This window comes from Sphingomonas sp. Ant20, from assembly GCF_000783375.1.
Classification (GTDB): Bacteria; Pseudomonadota; Alphaproteobacteria; order Sphingomonadales; family Sphingomonadaceae; genus Sphingomonas; species Sphingomonas aerolata.
Window position 1 is genome coordinate 12,398 of record NZ_JRVI01000033.1, and the last position, 16,673, is coordinate 29,070.

The 16,673-nt window shown below is 66.3% G+C and carries 15 protein-coding genes, 1 tRNA gene and 2 pseudogenes; 8 read left to right on the forward strand and 10 right to left on the reverse strand.

Translation table 11 applies throughout. From position 1 onward, the window contains the following. Positions 1-116 precede the first annotated feature (116 nt). Both NI18_RS06320 and NI18_RS06325 read left to right on the forward strand, forming a co-directional pair. Positions 117-1,064: a cation diffusion facilitator family transporter gene (locus NI18_RS06320; protein WP_037528838.1), complete on the forward strand. Its 948-nt coding sequence runs from the start codon at positions 117-119 to the stop codon at positions 1,062-1,064. Positions 1,065-1,116: 52 nt separating this feature from the next. Continuing rightward, positions 1,117-1,545, forward strand: a complete 429-nt coding sequence (locus NI18_RS06325) for a glycine zipper 2TM domain-containing protein (protein ID WP_037528841.1) — start codon at positions 1,117-1,119, stop codon at positions 1,543-1,545. A gap of 78 nt (positions 1,546-1,623) precedes the next feature. Here the strand turns inward: NI18_RS06325 and NI18_RS06330 are convergent. After that, positions 1,624-2,651, reverse strand: a pseudogene (locus NI18_RS06330) (polyprenyl synthetase family protein). A gap of 101 nt (positions 2,652-2,752) precedes the next feature. Between NI18_RS06330 and NI18_RS06335 the strand changes: the two are divergent. The 5 genes from NI18_RS06335 (at position 2,753) to NI18_RS22120 (ending at position 7,646) form a co-directional block, all read left to right on the forward strand. Then, on the forward strand, positions 2,753-3,031 hold the full coding sequence (locus tag NI18_RS06335; RefSeq protein ID WP_031439230.1) for a chorismate mutase: 279 nt from the start codon (positions 2,753-2,755) through the stop codon (positions 3,029-3,031). Positions 3,032-3,173: 142 nt separating this feature from the next. Further along, positions 3,174-3,623, forward strand: coding sequence for a hypothetical protein (locus NI18_RS06340; protein WP_306286262.1), 450 nt, complete (start codon positions 3,174-3,176; stop codon positions 3,621-3,623). A 230-nt stretch (positions 3,624-3,853) separates the two neighbouring features. Continuing rightward, entirely contained in the window at positions 3,854-5,158 is a 1,305-nt protein-coding gene (gene pncB, locus NI18_RS06345; protein WP_037528844.1) for a nicotinate phosphoribosyltransferase, read from the forward strand. A 194-nt stretch (positions 5,159-5,352) separates the two neighbouring features. Next, positions 5,353-6,117: a hypothetical protein gene (locus NI18_RS22115; RefSeq protein ID WP_198526948.1), complete on the forward strand. Its 765-nt coding sequence runs from the start codon at positions 5,353-5,355 to the stop codon at positions 6,115-6,117. Then, positions 6,111-7,646, forward strand: coding sequence for a hypothetical protein (locus NI18_RS22120; protein WP_128082102.1), 1,536 nt, complete (start codon positions 6,111-6,113; stop codon positions 7,644-7,646). Before NI18_RS22115 ends, NI18_RS22120 begins: the two co-directional genes overlap by 7 nt. Positions 7,647-7,668: 22 nt before the next feature. On the opposite strand, the gene NI18_RS06355 is transcribed toward NI18_RS22120, so the two are convergent. The 7 genes and pseudogenes from NI18_RS06355 to NI18_RS23065 all read right to left on the reverse strand — a co-directional run bounded on the left by NI18_RS06355 (position 7,669) and on the right by NI18_RS23065 (position 13,330). Next, the gene (locus NI18_RS06355; protein ID WP_037528846.1) at positions 7,669-8,988 is read right to left on the reverse strand and encodes a M20/M25/M40 family metallo-hydrolase; all 1,320 of its coding nucleotides are present in this window, start codon (positions 8,986-8,988) and stop codon (positions 7,669-7,671) included. A gap of 66 nt (positions 8,989-9,054) precedes the next feature. Beyond that, positions 9,055-9,130 (reverse strand) — tRNA-Val (locus NI18_RS06360). A gap of 75 nt (positions 9,131-9,205) precedes the next feature. Continuing rightward, positions 9,206-10,156, reverse strand: a complete 951-nt coding sequence (locus tag NI18_RS06365; RefSeq protein ID WP_052149028.1) for a hypothetical protein — start codon at positions 10,154-10,156, stop codon at positions 9,206-9,208. A gap of 100 nt (positions 10,157-10,256) precedes the next feature. Further along, positions 10,257-11,690 (reverse strand): NAD(P)(+) transhydrogenase (Re/Si-specific) subunit beta, encoded by a 1,434-nt coding sequence (locus tag NI18_RS06370; protein WP_037528848.1) that lies wholly within the window; start codon positions 11,688-11,690, stop codon positions 10,257-10,259. Between the two features lie 28 nt (positions 11,691-11,718). Next, on the reverse strand, positions 11,719-12,012 hold the full coding sequence (locus NI18_RS06375; RefSeq protein WP_031394789.1) for an NAD(P) transhydrogenase subunit alpha: 294 nt from the start codon (positions 12,010-12,012) through the stop codon (positions 11,719-11,721). 69 nt (positions 12,013-12,081) lie between these two features. Then, positions 12,082-13,203: pseudogene (locus tag NI18_RS27860) on the reverse strand (NAD(P) transhydrogenase subunit alpha). Positions 13,204-13,207: 4 nt separating this feature from the next. Then, positions 13,208-13,330 (reverse strand): aa3-type cytochrome c oxidase subunit IV, encoded by a 123-nt coding sequence (locus NI18_RS23065; protein ID WP_031396100.1) that lies wholly within the window; start codon positions 13,328-13,330, stop codon positions 13,208-13,210. A 207-nt stretch (positions 13,331-13,537) separates the two neighbouring features. On the opposite strand from NI18_RS23065, the gene NI18_RS06390 reads away from it, so the two are divergent. After that, positions 13,538-14,953: a sigma-54 dependent transcriptional regulator gene (locus NI18_RS06390; protein ID WP_031439238.1), complete on the forward strand. Its 1,416-nt coding sequence runs from the start codon at positions 13,538-13,540 to the stop codon at positions 14,951-14,953. A 42-nt stretch (positions 14,954-14,995) separates the two neighbouring features. On the opposite strand, the gene NI18_RS06395 is transcribed toward NI18_RS06390, so the two are convergent. After that, positions 14,996-15,880, reverse strand: coding sequence for a bestrophin family ion channel (locus NI18_RS06395; RefSeq protein ID WP_031396098.1), 885 nt, complete (start codon positions 15,878-15,880; stop codon positions 14,996-14,998). 103 nt (positions 15,881-15,983) lie between these two features. Further along, a partial coding sequence (gene folP / locus NI18_RS06400) for a dihydropteroate synthase (RefSeq protein ID WP_037528854.1) occupies positions 15,984-16,673 on the reverse strand: 690 nt, incomplete at its 5' end.

Here is a 16,673-nt window from a genome sequence, read left to right on the forward strand (position 1 = left end):
GAAAAACCACTGTATTGCCGATACTTGCCCCCCGGCCTGCAATCCCATCGCGCGGCGTCCTAGTATCACATGCAAGACGGATGCTACGCGCCGGCCGAATCATTGGAGCATGGGCTTTGGGCGGACACGGGCACGGGCATGCACACGGGCATGCAGGACATGGGCACGCACATGCACACAGCCATGCTCCGGCATCGTTCGACCGCGCGTTTGCGGTCGGGATCGGACTCAACGTGGCGTTTGTCGCGGTCGAGGCCTTGGTCGGATTGCGGATCAACTCGGTTTCGCTGCTCGCGGACGCCGGGCATAATCTCTCCGATGTGCTGGGCCTGGTCGTCGCCTGGGGCGGGACGATGCTCGCGCGAACCGAGCCGACCAAGCGCTTTACCTATGGGCTGAAGGGATCGACGATCCTTGCGGCGTTGACCAATGCGCTGCTGTTGCTCGTCGCGCTCGGGGCGATCCTGCTCGAGGCGACACAGCGTTTCGCAGATCCGACGCCCACGGCGGGCCTGACCGTATCGATGGTGGCCGGGATCGGCATCGCGGTGAACGCGATCACCGCCTGGATGTTCGCGCGCGGTCGCAAGGGGGACGTCAACATCCGTGGCGCCTATCTGCACATGGCCGCGGACGCGCTGGTATCGGCGGGGGTCGTGATCGCGGGCGTGCTGATCTGGCAGACCGGGATCTCCTGGATCGACCCGGCGGTCTCCATCGTCATCGCGGTCCTGATCTTCTGGCAAACCTGGGGATTGCTGCGCGAGACCGTCGAAATGGCGCTGTCCGCGGTACCGCGCGGGATCGAATTCGACCAGGTCGACGAGGCGCTATGCACCCTGCCCGGCGTGACGGCGATCCATGATCTGCACATCTGGCCGATGAGCACGACGGAGCCCGTCCTGACCGCGCACCTCGTCATGCCGGGCGGCCATCCCGGCGATCCGTTCCTCACCTCGACCCGCACGATGCTGCAGGAGCGTTTCGGGATCGGCCATGCCACGTTGCAGGTCGAGACGGGCGACGGTCAGCCATGCTCGATGACGCGCCACGCGGTGATATGAACCTTTGGGGCGTTGCGCGGGTTATCCTAGTATAGTTCTGGAGTAATACCCGATGAAGAAGTATTTTATCGCCGCGCTGATGTCCGTCGCCGTGGTCGCCCCCGCAATGGTGCCTGTCGAAGCCGCTGCTCAGCGTCATGACGACCGCCGGGGCCATGACGACCGCCGGGGGAATGATTCGCGCCGCGGCAACGACCGCAACTGGCGCGGTGACGATCGCAACTGGGATCCGTCGCGCAGCTATCAGAACGGCAATTACCGCGAGCGTCGTCTCGGCCGCAATGATCGCATCTATCGCGGCAACGATGGCCGGGCCTATTGCAAGCGCAACGATGGCACGACCGGGCTTGTGATCGGCGCGCTCGGTGGTGGTGTTCTTGCCAATCTGATCGGCGGCGGCACGCTCGGAACGCTGGCGGGTGCCGGTGGCGGCGCACTGCTCGGACGGTCGGTCGACCGCGGTAACGTCAAGTGCCGCTGAGCTTTTTTGCTCGGTAAACGAAGATGCGGCGGCCGAGCGATCGGCCGCCGTTATTGTGTCTGCCTCAGCCGGTTGAACTTAATAAGCGCGAGCCACCGCAAACTCGACGGCCTCGATCATCGCGTCCTTCGCCTCGCCATTGGCAAAGCCCGCAATCGAATCGATCGCCCGCTGACCATAATGCCGCGCCCGCGCAAACGTGTCGTCGATCGCGCGGGTTGCCCGGATCAGACGCACGGCATGCTGCAGGTCGCATCGGTGTCGCGACGCCCCTCGACCGCATCCTTCCAGAATTGACGATCCTCGACCGATCCGCGCGCATAAGCGAGGATCACCGGCAGGGTCATCTTGCCTTCGCGGAAATCGTCGCCCGCATCCTTGCCCATCGTATCCGCATCCGAGACATAGTCGATCGCGTCGTCGACAAGCTGGAAGGCGATCCCGAGGTTGCGGCCATAGGCGTCGAGTGCCGCCTCTTCATTCTCGGGCCGATCGGCCACCACGGCAGCGATTCGGCAGGCGGCAGCGAACAGCGCCGCGGTCTTCGCGCCGATGATGTCGAGATAGCGCTCCTCGCCCAGATCGACGCGGCGGGCCGCCGTCAGCTGGTTGACCTCGCCCTCGGCGATGACTGCGCTGGTCGATGAGAGGATCTTGAGCGCCTTCAGGCTGCCCGCCTCGACCATGAGTTCGAAGCTGCGGCTGAACAGGAAGTCGCCGACCAGTACGCTCGCAGGATTGCCCCAGATGATGTTCGCGGTGCGGTTCCCACGCCGCAGGTCGGAGCCATCGACGACGTCGTCATGCAGCAACGTCGCGGTGTGGATGAATTCGACGGCCGCCGCGAGCAGGTGATGCTGCGTCCCGGCATAGTCCAGCAGCTGTGCACTCGCGAGCGTCAGCATCGGGCGCATCCGCTTGCCCCCGCCCGCGATCAGATGACCCGCCAATTCGGGGATCAACGGAATATCGGAGGTCATGCGCGCGACGATCACCGCATTGACCTGGTCCATGTCGGTGGTGACGAGCTTGACCATCGGGTCCAGCGAAGGCTGTGGCCCGGGATTCGAACGAGGGGAGTCGAGGCGGTGGACGGTGGCGCTCATCTGCCCGTGCCTCTGACGGCTACCGCCTCGCAAAGCAACCCTTGCCGGCTCGGCAAACCCTCACCAAAAGGCAGGCGACGGCAATAGGTGGAGGTTACACGATGCCCGACGACCTGCTGAGCGGCTATCGCCAGAGCATCGACAACATCGATGCGGCACTGATTCATATGCTTGCCGAGCGGTTTAAGGTGACGCAGGCGGTTGGCCGGCACAAGGCGGAGCACGGGCTGCCGGCCGCCGATCCCGGACGTGAAGAGCGTCAGATTGCGCGGTTGCGTCGGCTCGCCGAGGAAGCCCAGCTCGATCCGGAATTCTCCGAAAAGTTTTTACGGTTCATCATCGACGAGGTGATCCGCCACCACCAGAAACTTTGCGAATGACACGCTGGGCGGTGACAGCAGCTTGAGCACTGCACGGCATCGCCAAGGCGGCGCGGCGTCTCCGCCAGACCGCACGGCCCCGTATAATTTGCTACAGCACAGCTTTATCGACCTGCACGCGCGGGTCGGTTAGGGGAGCGCGATGAGCTTCCTCCTCGCTATCGAAGGCGCCGACGGCGCCGGTAAGGCCACGGCCTCCGCACTGGTCGTCGAGCAGTTGCAGGCCGCCGGACGCAGCGCCGCGGTCATTTCGTTCCCGCGCTATACGGACACGGTCGGCGGCTGGGCGCTGGGGGCGATGCTCGCGGGCACGCTGCCACGCGGCACGTCACCAAAGGCCGCCGCCGTGCTCTACGCGCTCGACCGGATGGAATCGCGCGATCACCTGATGGCAACGATGGCGGCGAACGACGTCGTCGTGTTCGACCGCTATATCGCGTCGAACATGGCGTATCAGGCGGCGCAGGTGCCGGTCGACGAGGCGGATACGATGATGGCCTGGATTGCGGATCTCGAGACGCGCAGCTTCGCCCTGCCGATGCCCGATCTGTCCGTCTATCTCGATACGCCGGCTGACATTGCGCGCGGCTGATCCGCCAGAAGCGCAAGCGCTCTTACACCGACGATGCGTTCGACGCGTATGAAGCGGATACCGGGCTCCAGGACCGCGTCCGCATCAACTATGCCGCGATGGCGGCGGCAGGCCTGCTCGGCCGCTGGGCGACCGTATCGACGGTCGAAGCTGGCGCGTCGCGACTGCCAGCGGACATTGCACGCGATATCGTTGCATTGCTGCGCTGAACGCCCCGGAAGGAGATCGGCATGGCCGTCACCGATATTGCCACGCGTACCTACGATCACGGGTTCAGGCTCGACCCGATCGTCCGCAGCCTGCTCGATACCGACTTCTACAAGCTGCTGATGTTGCAGATGATCCGTCACCTTCACCCCAAGGTGCAGACGACCTTTACCCTGATCAACCGCACGACGAGCGTGCGGCTGGCGGACATCATCGACGAAGGCGAACTGCGCGCGCAACTCGATCATGCGCGTACCGTGCGGTTCGGGAAGAAGGAGCTGATCTGGCTCGCTGGGAACAGCTTCTATGGCCAGGATCGCATGTTTGCGTCCGAATTCCTGCAGTGGCTTGCCGCCTTCCGGCTGCCCGAATACGATCTGCGGACCGTCGACGGACAGTTCGAGCTGCGGTTCGAGGGCTGCTGGGCGGAAACGACGATGTGGGAAATCCCCGCGCTTGCGATCATCAATGAATTGCGCGCACGCGTGGCGGTACGCGATCGCGGACGTTTCGCGCTCGACGTGATCTATGCGCGCGCGAAGGCCAAATTATGGGACAAGGTCGAACGGCTGAGGGATCTGCCCGATCTGGTCCTGTCCGACTTCGGTACGCGCCGCCGCCATGGCTTCCTGTGGCAACGCTGGTGCGTCGAGGCGCTTAAGGAAGGGCTTGGCAGCCGTTTCATCGGCACGTCGAACGTCTTGCTGGCGATGGATAACGATCTGGAAGCCATCGGCACCAACGCGCATGAATTGCCGATGGTCTATGCCGCACTGGCCGACGACGACCGGGGGATAGCGGATGCGCCCTACCGGGTGCTCGATGACTGGCGACGCCATTATGGCGGCAATCTGCTGATCGCGTTGCCCGACGCGTTCGGAACGAGCGCGTTCCTCGCGAACGCGCCCGACTGGGTCGCCGACTGGACGGGCTTCCGCCCCGACAGTGCACCCCCGATCGCCGGTGGCGAAGCGATCATTGCCTGGTGGAAGGCACAGGGTCGCGACCCTAAAACGAGACTGCTGATCTTTTCGGACGGCATGGATGTCGACACGATCGAAGAGACTTATCGGCATTTCCACGGCCGGGTGCGGATGAGTTTTGGCTGGGGGACCAATCTGACCAACGACTTCCGAGGGTGCGACCCCGATGGCATGGCCGGACTCGAGCCGATTTCGCTGGTTGCCAAGGTCACGCAGGCCAATGGACGCCCGGCGGTCAAGCTGTCGGACAATCCGGCCAAGGCGACCGGCGATCCGGGCGAGATTGCCCGGTACCTGCGAATCTTCGGCGACGAGGGCCGCACGAACGCGAAGGTCGCGGTCTAGACCCTGCGCCACCGCCCTAAAATGGCCATGCCCTGCCGCCACGGGTAGCGCCCATGGCTGTTTCGCGATTCCCCCTCGGCGCGTCGATTACCTGGTCGGGACGCATCGCGCTGCTCTTCGCCGCGCTGCTGCCGCTCACCCCGGCACAGGCTGACCCCGCGGCCTTCGACCTGTCTGGTCCGGCGCTGAACGTCATGGTGACGCACGGTGCGACGAGGTTGCCGATCGGGCAGGTGCCCAATCTCAGCGAAGGCGACCGGATCGCGGTGAGTGCGGATTTACCCCGTGATCAGGGTGTCCACTACCTGCTGGTGGCCGCATTCTTGCGCGGCGCGACCAATCCGCCCCCCAAAAACTGGTTCACGCAGGCCAAGACGTGGGAGCGGAAGAAAAAGACTCTCGACCTGACCGTGCCCGCTGGCGCACGCCAGCTGATCCTCTTCCTCGCGCCGGAAACCGGCGGGGGTTATGACTCGATCGTCGACGCCGTCCGCAAACAGCCCGGCGCGTTCGTCCGCGCCTCGCAGGAGCTCAACCAGGCGTCGCTCGACCGCGCGCGGCTCGACACGTTCCTGGACTCGATCCACCGCCTCGAGCGCACGCATCCTGAACGGATCGAGACCGTATCACCCGTCCTGACCCGCAGCCTGTCAATCACGCTCAAGGCCGAATGCCTCGAGCAGGCGATCGATCTCCAGGCGGCCTGCCTGACGCAGAGCCGAAGCTCGCTACTGCTGGCCGACAGTCACAGCGCATCGCTGACCGAAACCCTCGTCGGCGCCCCCACCGATCTGGCCTTGCAACTCGCCGCAACACCCGAGCCGGATACGGCTATTACAGCTCCTATATCGGTGTCGTTCGCGATCTTGCCCGGATTTTTGGCGCATTCCAGTCGACCCAGTTCCAGTATATACCCGCCCTCGGCCGTGCGGCAGAGGCGCGCCTGTCGCTGTTGCTGAACGCCGCCCCCTCCTTTGCAAAGCCCAAGTCGGTCATGGTCGCGGCGCTTCCGGCGATCGAGGCGCCCGAGCCGCCGCCGCTGCGGACGATCGCGCCCGGTCGCGCGCTGTGTCGAGCACGAGAGGGTGTGCTGCTTCCAGTCGAAGGCGCGCCGCTGATCTATGCCACGCGCTATGCGCATGCGATGGCGGTCCGCGTGACGCGTGCCGACGGCAGCACGCTCGATCTGCCGGTCAGCGCCGATGTCGAACGCGGGGGTTTCCTTCTCGCCGGCCCGGGCAGCTACGGCGGCGATCTGCGAGTCAGCTTTGACGCCACGCTTCACGGCGTATGGGGCTTCACCCCGTTCGACGGTCCACGCTTTCGCATCCAGAGTCCGCGCGCGAACAGCTGGCGCGCGATCGAGGGCACCACGGTGATCGCCGGACGCGATAACAGCCTGACGATCGAGGGCGGAGCAGCCGCCTGTGTCGAGGACATCGCGCTCGCCCGCACCTCCGGCACGACCGAGCCGCTCAAATGGGCCGCATTGCCGGATGGCCGGATCACTGCAACGATCCCGAAGGCGCAGATCGCGGCGGGGCAGGTCAGCCTGCTCGTCCGCCAGCAGGGAATCGCAGACGTCGACACGATCGCCCTGACCGCCTTGACGGAGACGGGGCGGATCGACGCGTTCACGCTGCACGCCGGCGATCTTCATGGTGTCCTGACGGGCACACGGCTGGACACCGTCGCCTCGCTGAGCGTCGATGGCGCGGTATTCAGCCCTGGTGCGGTGGTACGGACCGGCAAGGCCGACGAACGCGTCATGACGGTCCACACGCCTGCTCCGGTCGCCGCCTGGACCGTAGGCCAGGATCGATCGGGGCGGGTGACGCTGAAGGACGGTCGCGTGCTGCCGGTCGCCGTGCATGTCGCTCCCGCGCGGCCGTCGGTCACACTCATCGACAAGACCTTCGCCCCGGCGGCGCACGCAGCGTCGCTGCCGATCACATTGCCGTCGGGCACCGTCATGTCGGTCGATGCCAGCCTGACCTTTTCGCTCCGCGGCGCGGGGGCGACCCGGTTCAGCGGACGCGAACAGGTCGAGATCGCCACGGTCGACGGACGCGCGTCGACGGTCATCGCCGCAGCGAACGGCTACCGCGTCCAGAGTGCACAAGTCGCGATTGCGACGATCGAACCGGCCAAGGCGCTGGGCGTATCGGCCTATGGCCCGCTGCGATACCGCCTCCTGCAGGACGGTGCGGAAAGCGACTGGGCGCCACTCGTCACCCTCGTCCGCCTGCCGACCATCACGGGCGTGACATGCGACAAGGGCGCGCCGCGCTGCCTGCTGACCGGTGACGCGCTGTATCTGCTCGCCGCTGTTGGCGGAGACGCGCAGTTCACCGGCGTTGCGGCAATTCCCGACGGCTATACCGCCAGTACGGTCGCCATTCCGCGCCCGACCGACACGCTGTTCCTCAAGCTGCGCGACGATGATTCAGTCGTTGCGACCGCCAAGCCGAACGTCGTCGACCGCTAGCCCAGAGAGGCGTCGAGCCTTGTCACAGATCCTTTGGCTCGCGTGAGAGGCGGGCCATCAGGATCGCGGCGCGCTTGGCCTGACGGCGAATGCTCGCAAGGTCGACCGTCTCCCCCGGTGCATGATCACCGCTGCTCGCGGTTCCGAGCCCGATCAGCCCGTCGACGTCACCCGCGACGAACGCAATGTCACCCGCACCCCGCTTGAGCGGATCGAGCGCCGTCATCTCGGGCAATCCCATGTCGCGATTGACCAGATTCAACCGGTCGAGCAGCGCGCGATTTCCCACCGTCGGCGGCATGGCGGGATACCCGCTTTCGAACCGGATCGTGGCATTCGTGCCGGGCGCATGCGCCGCGACGATCCGCTCCATCTTCGCACGGACCCGCATGGTCTGATCTTCGCTCAGGGTTCGGAAGTCGCCACGGGCGACCGCGGTTGCAGGGATGATATTGCCCTTGCCCGTCGCGCTCGCCCGGACGGCGTCGCTGTCGAGCGCCGCCGTCGCACCGCCCGCGACCACGCCCGTATTGAAGGTCAGGTTGGGTTCGGGCAGATCCTTGCGAAATGCCGACAGGATCCGGGCCATCTCGTTGATGGCGCCGTCACCATAGGCGTCCGAAAAGATCAGCGACGAGTGCCCGGTCTTGCCCGACGTGGTGAGCACCCATCCGTTCGACGACCGCCGCGCGATCGATCCCATGTCGCGACCCTCGACGACCGACAGGCCTTCGAAGTCGAGCGCGATGTCGGCGCGCTTGCCCGCTGCGATCAGATCGCCCCGCGCGATCGCCACCGGGTCGCCCGCATCTTCCTCATCGCCGGTCAGCACGATCTCGATATCGGCGGCGTCCAGCAGGCCGGCGGCCTTCATCGCCCGCAGCGCCGACAGCATCACGACGATCCCGCCCTTGTCGTCGCCCGCACCTGGCCCCGTCGCGCTCTCGCCTTTGCGTTCGAACCGTTGAAACAGCGAATCCTGCTCGAAAACGGTGTCGAGATGACCGATGAGCAACAGGCGTTTGGCGTCAGGCTTGCCCCGGTGCCGCGCAATCAGATGTCCCGCCCGCTGCGTCTGTGGCATCGGTTTCCAGGTCACCGCAAAGCCGAGTGGTTCGAGCTGCGCCCGGACCATCGCACCGACCTTGGCGACCCCTTCGAGGTTCATCGTGCCGCTATTCTGGTCGACGAGCGTCTTGAGCAGTTCGATCGAGCGCTCATGCTCGGCATCGACGGTCGCGACGGCCCGCATTTCTGCTGGCGTGAGGCGCGCCTGCGCCGCCCCTGCCAGAAGGATACTCCCGACCACCGTCGCGACCCACCAGAATTTCTCTCGTGCCATAAGCGTCTCAACTCCCTTGGCAGCATGAAAGCGGGGTTCGGCCGCCGCGTCCAGTGTCGGGAGATATGGTGGGCGCTGACGGGTTCGAACCGCCGACCTACTCGGTGTAAACGAGCCGCTCTACCAGCTGAGCTAAGCGCCCTCTCGGGATGAGACCCTGAGGTGGGGGTTCGATGCCAAAGCTGCGGCGTCGGGGCAAGCCCCAAAGCACATGCGTTCAGGCGATCCGCAGCTCGTTGCGCAAGACTGCGCCGAAATAGCCGCGCATTGCATCGCGCGCGGGCGGCGACAGCGCCATATAGGCGCGGCGGCGATCATGCGGATCCGGCTGGCGTTCGAACAGCCCGCTATCGGTCATGCGCGCGATCCAGCGCAACGCCGTCGTCGGCGCGACGGCTGCGGCGATGCACAGGCTCGACACCGACACACGGCGCCGCTCGAGATCGGCGGCGTAGAGATCGAGCAGCATGTCCCAGCCCGGATCCTCGAACAGCGTGCCGCCAAAAAACTGGTCGCGAAGCCGCCGCGCGCGGATCGCGCGTCGAATGTCGGTCGCGTCGTGTTGCGTCGCCCCGGGTGCCGCCTGATAGGCGACCGATCGATCGCCGACGATCGCCGGGGAATTGGACGGTCGATCATGATCCGCCTGTGTCAGCCGGGCAAGCGCCTCGGCAATGCGCCCGACCTCCGCGCTCAGACGCTCCAGCCGGGCCCCGTCGCTTTCGCGGGTGACGTCGAAGACCCCGGCAGGCTGGCGCGATCGTTCGATCGCGATCGCCACCGCGGCCACGCACTCGCCGATCCCGGGATCGACGAGCAGCGATGTCGCACCGCCCAGTGTCAGCGCAGTGATCGCGTCGATCTGGTCGGGCCGCAGCGCCACCACCAGCGCAGCATCGGTATCGGCGGCCCAGGCCACAATCTGCGCCATCCGTTCGGCGAGCAGCGGCGCGTTGATCCCCACCGTATCGACCAGAATGATACGCGGTGTCGCGGACCGATCGAGCGGGACGTGCCAGTCGATCCGGGCCATCAGGCGTCCGCCCAGCGCGTCCAGCGCGGTCGCGAGCCGATCCCCTGCCCCCGCACCGCCAAGGTCCGCAATCAGAACCGCAGCGGCACCGCCATCATAGCGTATGTCCGCCGATAGCGCGTCGATCGCCGTCATTGCCGCATCCCCCGCCAGACGCGATTAGGCCATGGATCGTACCGGATTCACACGCCAAATGGGTCGGTTCTCGGCGGATCCGGCGGACAGGCAGACGCCGTCAGTCGAGCGCCTTGACGATGTCTTCGACCATCATCTTCGCATCCGCCAGAAGCATCATCGTATTGTCGCGGTAGAACAAGTCGTTGTCGACGCCAGCATAGCCGACCCCGCCCATCGACCGCTTGATGAACAGCACGGTCTTCGCCTTCTCGACGTCGAGCACCGGCATGCCATAGATTGGCGACGCTTTGTCGGTCTTTGCCGCCGGATTGGTGACGTCGTTCGCGCCGATCACGAAAGCCACGTCGGTCTGCGCGAATTCGCTGTTGATGTCCTCGAGTTCGAACACGTCGTCATAGGGCACGTTCGCCTCTGCCAGCAGGACATTCATGTGGCCTGGCATGCGCCCCGCGACGGGGTGGATCGCATATTTCACGCGCACCCCTTCCGCCTTCAACTTGTCGCCCATCTCGCGCAGGACGTGCTGCGCCTGAGCCACCGCCATGCCGTAGCCGGGCACGATGACGACCTGTTCGGCCTGGCTCATCAGGAAGGCGGCATCCTCCGCCGATCCACGCTTCCAAGGGCGGTCGCTGGCAGCCGCGGGGCCGCCGGCATCGGCAGACTGTCCGAACCCGCCGGCGATCACGCTGATGAAGCTGCGGTTCATCGCCCGGCACATGATGTAGCTGAGGATCGCGCCCGACGAGCCGACCAGCGCGCCGGTGATGATCATCGCGGTGTTGTGCAGCGTGAAGCCCATCGCCGCCGCCGCCCAGCCCGAATAGGAATTGAGCATGCTGACGACCACCGGCATGTCGGCGCCGCCGATCGGCACGATCAGCAGGAAGCCGATCACGAAGCTCAGGGCCGTGATCGTCCAGAAGATCCACGGCTCCTGGTTGGTGACGAAATAGGCGATCAGCCCGAGGATCGCGGCAAGCAGCGCGATGTTGATGACGTGGCGACCGGGCAGCATGATCGGCTTGCCGCCCATGTTGCCGTTGAGTTTCAGGAAGGCGATGACCGAGCCCGAGAAGGTGATCGCGCCGATCGCGACGCCCAGCCCCAGCTCGATCCGGCTGACCGGCCGGATGATCGCGACCGGATCGCCGAGCAGCGGGATCATCAGGTCCGAGATCCCGAATGCCTGCGGGTTCAGATAGGCCGCGACCCCAACCAACACCGCGGCAAGCCCGACCAGCGAATGGAACGCGGCGACGAGCTGCGGCATCGCGGTCATCGCGATCCGTCGGGCGGTCACGAGCCCGATCGCGGCACCGATGCCGATCGCGACGACGATCTCCCAGATGCCGACGTTGAGATGCGTGACCAGCGTCGTGACGACCGCGATGGTCATGCCGATCATGCCGAACCGATTGCCCCGCTGGCTCGTCGCCGGGCTCGACAGGCCGCGCAGCGCGAGGATGAAGCACATGCCGGCGACGAGATAGGCCAGCGCGACCCAGGGGTTCACGGCTACGTCATGCATCACTCAGTTCCCCTCGGATCCGTAACGGTCACTTGGCGACCGGCCGTTCCTTTTTCTTGTACATCGCCAGCATCCGCGCGGTGACCGCAAAGCCGCCGAAGATGTTGACGCTCGCCAGCACGACCGCGAGCAGCCCGAGATATTTCGCGACCGGCGATCCCGCCGCGGCGGACGCGATCAGCGCGCCGACGATGATCACGCTGGAAATCGCGTTGGTCACCGCCATCAGCGGCGTGTGGAGTGCGGGCGTCACCGACCAGACGACATAATAGCCGACGAAGCAGGCCATGACGAAGATCGACAGGATCGCGATAAAGTCCATCTCAACCCTCCTGAGCCCCGCGAATGTTGCGAATGTTGAGACGCAAACGGGGTTTTGTATCGTGCCGGGTCATGGCTGCAAACGCGGATTGACGACCGCGCCGTCGCGGGTCAGGCGGATCGCGTCGCCGATTTCCGCATCGAGCACCGGCCGCCCCGTCTCCTTGTCCCAGAAGGCACTGAGAAAGTTGAATAAATTGCGGCTGAACAATGCACTGGCGTCGGCGGCGAGCCGGCTGGGGACGTTGCGATGGCCGACGATCCTGACGCCGTTCACCTCAACGATCTCGCCCGCGACCGCACCCTCGACATTGCCGCCCTGTTCGACCGCAAGATCGACGATCACCGACCCGGGCTTCATGCTCGCGACCTGCGCGGCCGAGATCAGCCGCGGCGCGGGGCGGCCGGGGATCAGCGCGGTGGTGATGACGATGTCCTGCTTGGCGATGTGCCCGGAGACAAGCTCGGCCTGCGCGGCCTGATATTCGGGGCTCATCTCGCCCGCATAGCCGCCCGTCCCCTCGCCCTCGATCCCGGCGACGCTTTCGACGAAGATCGGTTTCGCGCCGAGCGACTGGATCTGTTCGCGCGTCGCGGCGCGGACGCGGTAGCGGAAACCTGCGCCCCGAGCCGGCGCGCGGTCGCGATCGCCTGAAGCCCGGCGACGCCGACCCCCATCACGAACACGCGCGCGGCGCTGATCGTCCCCGCCGCGGTCATCATCATCGGAAAGGCCCGGCCATATTCGGCCGCGGCGTCGAGCACCGCCTTGTAGCCCGACAGGTTCGACTGCGAGGACAGGATGTCCATCGACTGCGCGCGGGTGATGCGCGGCATGAACTCCATCGCCAGCGCCTCGAGGCCCGCCGCGGCATAGGCATCGACCCGGGCGCGCTCGACCAAAGGGATTGAAGCTGGCGACGACCCATGCACCGGGCGCGGCGCCTGCCAGCGATGCCGGATCCGGCGCCTGCACGCCGAGCACGATGTCCGCACCCGAAATCGCCGCCGCCCGGTCGGCGACGCTCGCCCCCGCATCGGCATAGGCGGCGTCGGCGATCGACGCGGACTGGCCGGCCCCTGCCTCGACCGCGAGCGTCGCGCCCAGCGCGACGAACTTGCGGACGGTTTCTGGCGTCGCGGCAACCCGCCGCTCGCCGTCCACCTGCTCCTTGAGGACGGCGATCTTCATCGGATCAGGAAATCAGCCAGATGACGATCGCGACGATCACCGCACAGGCGATCGCGCCGATCTTCATCACACCGATGACGCTGTCATAGGTCGCAGCATGACCCTTGATGTTTGCATCGTCCGCCATGATCCGTCCCTCGCCATTCTGTTATCGGTGCGACCTTATCGGGCCGGTGCCTCAGCCTCAACCCCCGCGCTTCCAAACCCCGGCTTCACGCTGTCGTGCAGCCGCAGCAACACGGTCGGAGCGCTTCGCAACCGCCCCAAAGCGATATTTAAGTCGCCCTTTACCTGAAAACGCTAAAGACTGTCCGCAAACGGGACAGGATTCGCCATGACGCGCAACGGGCAGCGCCTGCTACTATTGATCGACAACGAGCCTGCACAACGGCGGCTGGTGTCCGCACTGGCGTCGCGTGGCGGCTGGCGGACCGTGTTCGCGAGCGACGGCGAGATGGCGATCGCCACGCTCGGCACGCAGGACGGGATGCAGCTCGACGCGATCATCCTCGACCATTCCGCACCGCATGAGGATGCCTCAGCGGTGATCGCCGAGCTGCGCAATCGCCGCCCGGCGCTGCCGATCCTGATGCTGACCGCGAACGGATCGGTCGAGCATGCGGTGAACGCAATGCGCGCGGGCGCGACCGATTTCCTGGTCAAGCCGCTCGCGCCCGACCGGCTGCTCGCCTCGCTCGATGCAGTCGTCGCCGGCACGACCGCGGGCGAGCTGCGCCCGCTGACCGAGAAGATCCCCGCGCTGCTCGCGTTCGACGAGATCGTCGGCTCGTCGCCCGATTTCCGCGCCGCGCTGGCGATCGCCGCCAAGGCCGCGCGCGGTCGCGTCGCGATCCTGCTCGAAGGCGAAAGCGGGGTCGGCAAGGAGGTCGTGGCCGAGGCGATCCATGCGGCGTCGCCGCGCGCCAAACGCCCGATGATCAGCGTCAATTGCGGCGCGATCCCCGCCAATCTGGTCGAGAGCGAGCTGTTCGGGCACGAGGAAGGCGCCTTTACCGGCGCGTTCGAGCGCAAGATCGGCCGGTTTCGCGAGGCGGACGGCGGCACGCTGTTCCTCGACGAGATCGGGGCGATGCCGATCGACGCGCAGATCAAGCTGCTTCATCTGCTCGATACGGGCGACGTCCATGCACTCGGTGCGCGGCATCCGCAGCAGGTCGACGTCCGGGTGATCGCCGCGAGCAACACGACGCTGATCGACGAGGTCGAGGCGGACCGGTTTCGCGAGGACCTCTATTACCGGCTGAACGCGGTGCAGGTGACGATCCCGCCGCTGCGCGAGCGGACCGGCGACATCCCGGCGCTTGCACGCCATCTGCTCGCGCGGATCGCGCAGCAACCGGGGCTGCGCCCGCTCGGGATCACCGACGATGCACTGGCGCTGCTGGTCCAATATGACTGGCCGGGCAATGTCCGGCAGATGCAGAATGCGCTCTTCCGTGCCGCGGTGCTGTGCGAGAGCGACGCGCTGACGCGGGCCGATTTCCCGCAGATCGCGGCGCTGGGCAGCCGTCGCCGGCCCGAGCCCGCGACCGCGGCCGGTGGCGGCGGGGTGACGCTGTTCAGTGCCGACGGGCATCTGCGCACGCTGGAGGAGATCGAATCGGACCTCATCCGGCTGGCCATCGGTCATTATCGCGGGCGGATGACCGAGGTCGCGCGGCGGCTCGGGATCGGGCGGTCGACGCTGTACCGCAAGCTCGCGGAGCTCGGGATCGACAACGTCGCCTGACCCCGGGCGACGTTGTCCTGAAGCCGGATTAAAGGCGGCGACCTACCAGAGCACGCCCTTGACCGGCTTCAGCGGCTCGGGGGCTTCGTCGCCGATCGCCTGGAGCAGGTCGATCTCGATCGTGCGGCACATCGCGTTGAGCGGCACGTCGTGGATCGTGTCCGCGAACGGATCGACGAGATCGTCGCCGATCTGAAGCACCGCGAGGAACATCAGCCCTGCGATCGTCGAGCCGATCGGGGTTGCGAAGCCGAGCGTCTCGACCAGCCCGATCGGCAGCAGGATGCAGAACAGCCGGGTGAAGAGCGTCGGGAAGAAGCGGTACTGGTTGGGCAGCGGCGTGTTCTTGATCCGCTCCATCCCGCCCTGTGCATTGGCGATATCGACCAGCAGCCGTTCGAACGAAGCCTGCTGGATCGTGTCGATCCAGCCGTTGCGGCGGGCGATGTCGATCCGCCGTCCGGTGCCGTCGAGCAGGCCGTTGGCGGGATTGGTCCGCGCGAGTGCGAACGACGCCTCGTCCTCCGACAGGAACCGCAGGACATCGGGCGCGACCGGCTGGCGGCGCAACTGACAGCGCAGCGCGTTCACATAGGCGATCTGGCGCAGGACGATCGTCCGCTTGAGATCATGGCCTTCGGGTTCGGGGAGCAGGTTGCGCGTCATGCGGGCAAGACTGCGCGAGGCGTTGGTCATCAGCCCCCAGAGGCCGCGGCTTTCCCACCAGCGCTGATAGGCGGAGTTGTCGCGAAAGCCGAGGAACAGCGCGAGCGCGGTGCCGAACAGCGTCAGCGGCAGCGACGGCGCGTGAAAGGGCAGGACATAATAGGTGATGGTCACCACGACGTCCCAGACAAAGAGCCCGAGCAACGGGCGCCAGACTTCGCTGAGGATCTGGCTGAGGCGCGGTGTTGCGGTAACGATCAAACGAAAGGCTCCTTGCTCACGCCTTGTCTAATGCGCGATCGCGCATTTCGCTGCAATGCGGCGATATTCCGCCCCGAACATGTGACCAGAAGATCGGGGCGGGTTAGCCGCCAACCAGCGCGAGGTCGCGCATCCCGCGCCAGACGCGCAACGCCTGAACGGTCTCGGCGACGTCGTGGACGCGCAGGATCTGGACGCCCGCCTCGACGCCCTTGAGCGCGAGCGCGAGCGATCCGGCGAGCCGGTCGCCGACCGGGGCCTCGTTCGACAGCGCGCCGATCAGCCGCTTGCGGCTCGCCCCGAGCAGGATCGGGCAGCCAAGCCCGTGAAACATCGCCAGGCCGTTGAGCAGCGCGAGATTGTCGGCGAGCGTTTTGCCGAAGCCGATGCCCGGATCGACGATGATCCGCGTACGATCGACCCCGCCCGCGACGACCGCGGCGATCCGCGCCTCGAGCCAGTCGAACACGTCGGTGACGACGTTTGCGTAGCCGGTCCGCCCGTGGCCGCCCTCGCGCGGGTCGGGCGAGTGCATCAGTACGACCGGACAACCGCTGGCGGCGACGACCTCGAGCGCGCGATCGTCCCACAGCAGGGCGGCGACGTCGTTGACGATGTGCGCCCCGGCAGCGAGCGTCGTCGCCATCACGCCGGCCTTGCGCGTGTCGACCGAGACGATCGCGCCGGCGCGGGCGAGCCGCTCGACGACGGGGACGAGCCGGGCGATCTCGTCGCCTTCCCAGACCGCCGCCGCGCCGGGGCGGGTCGATTCGCCGCCGACATCGATCATCGT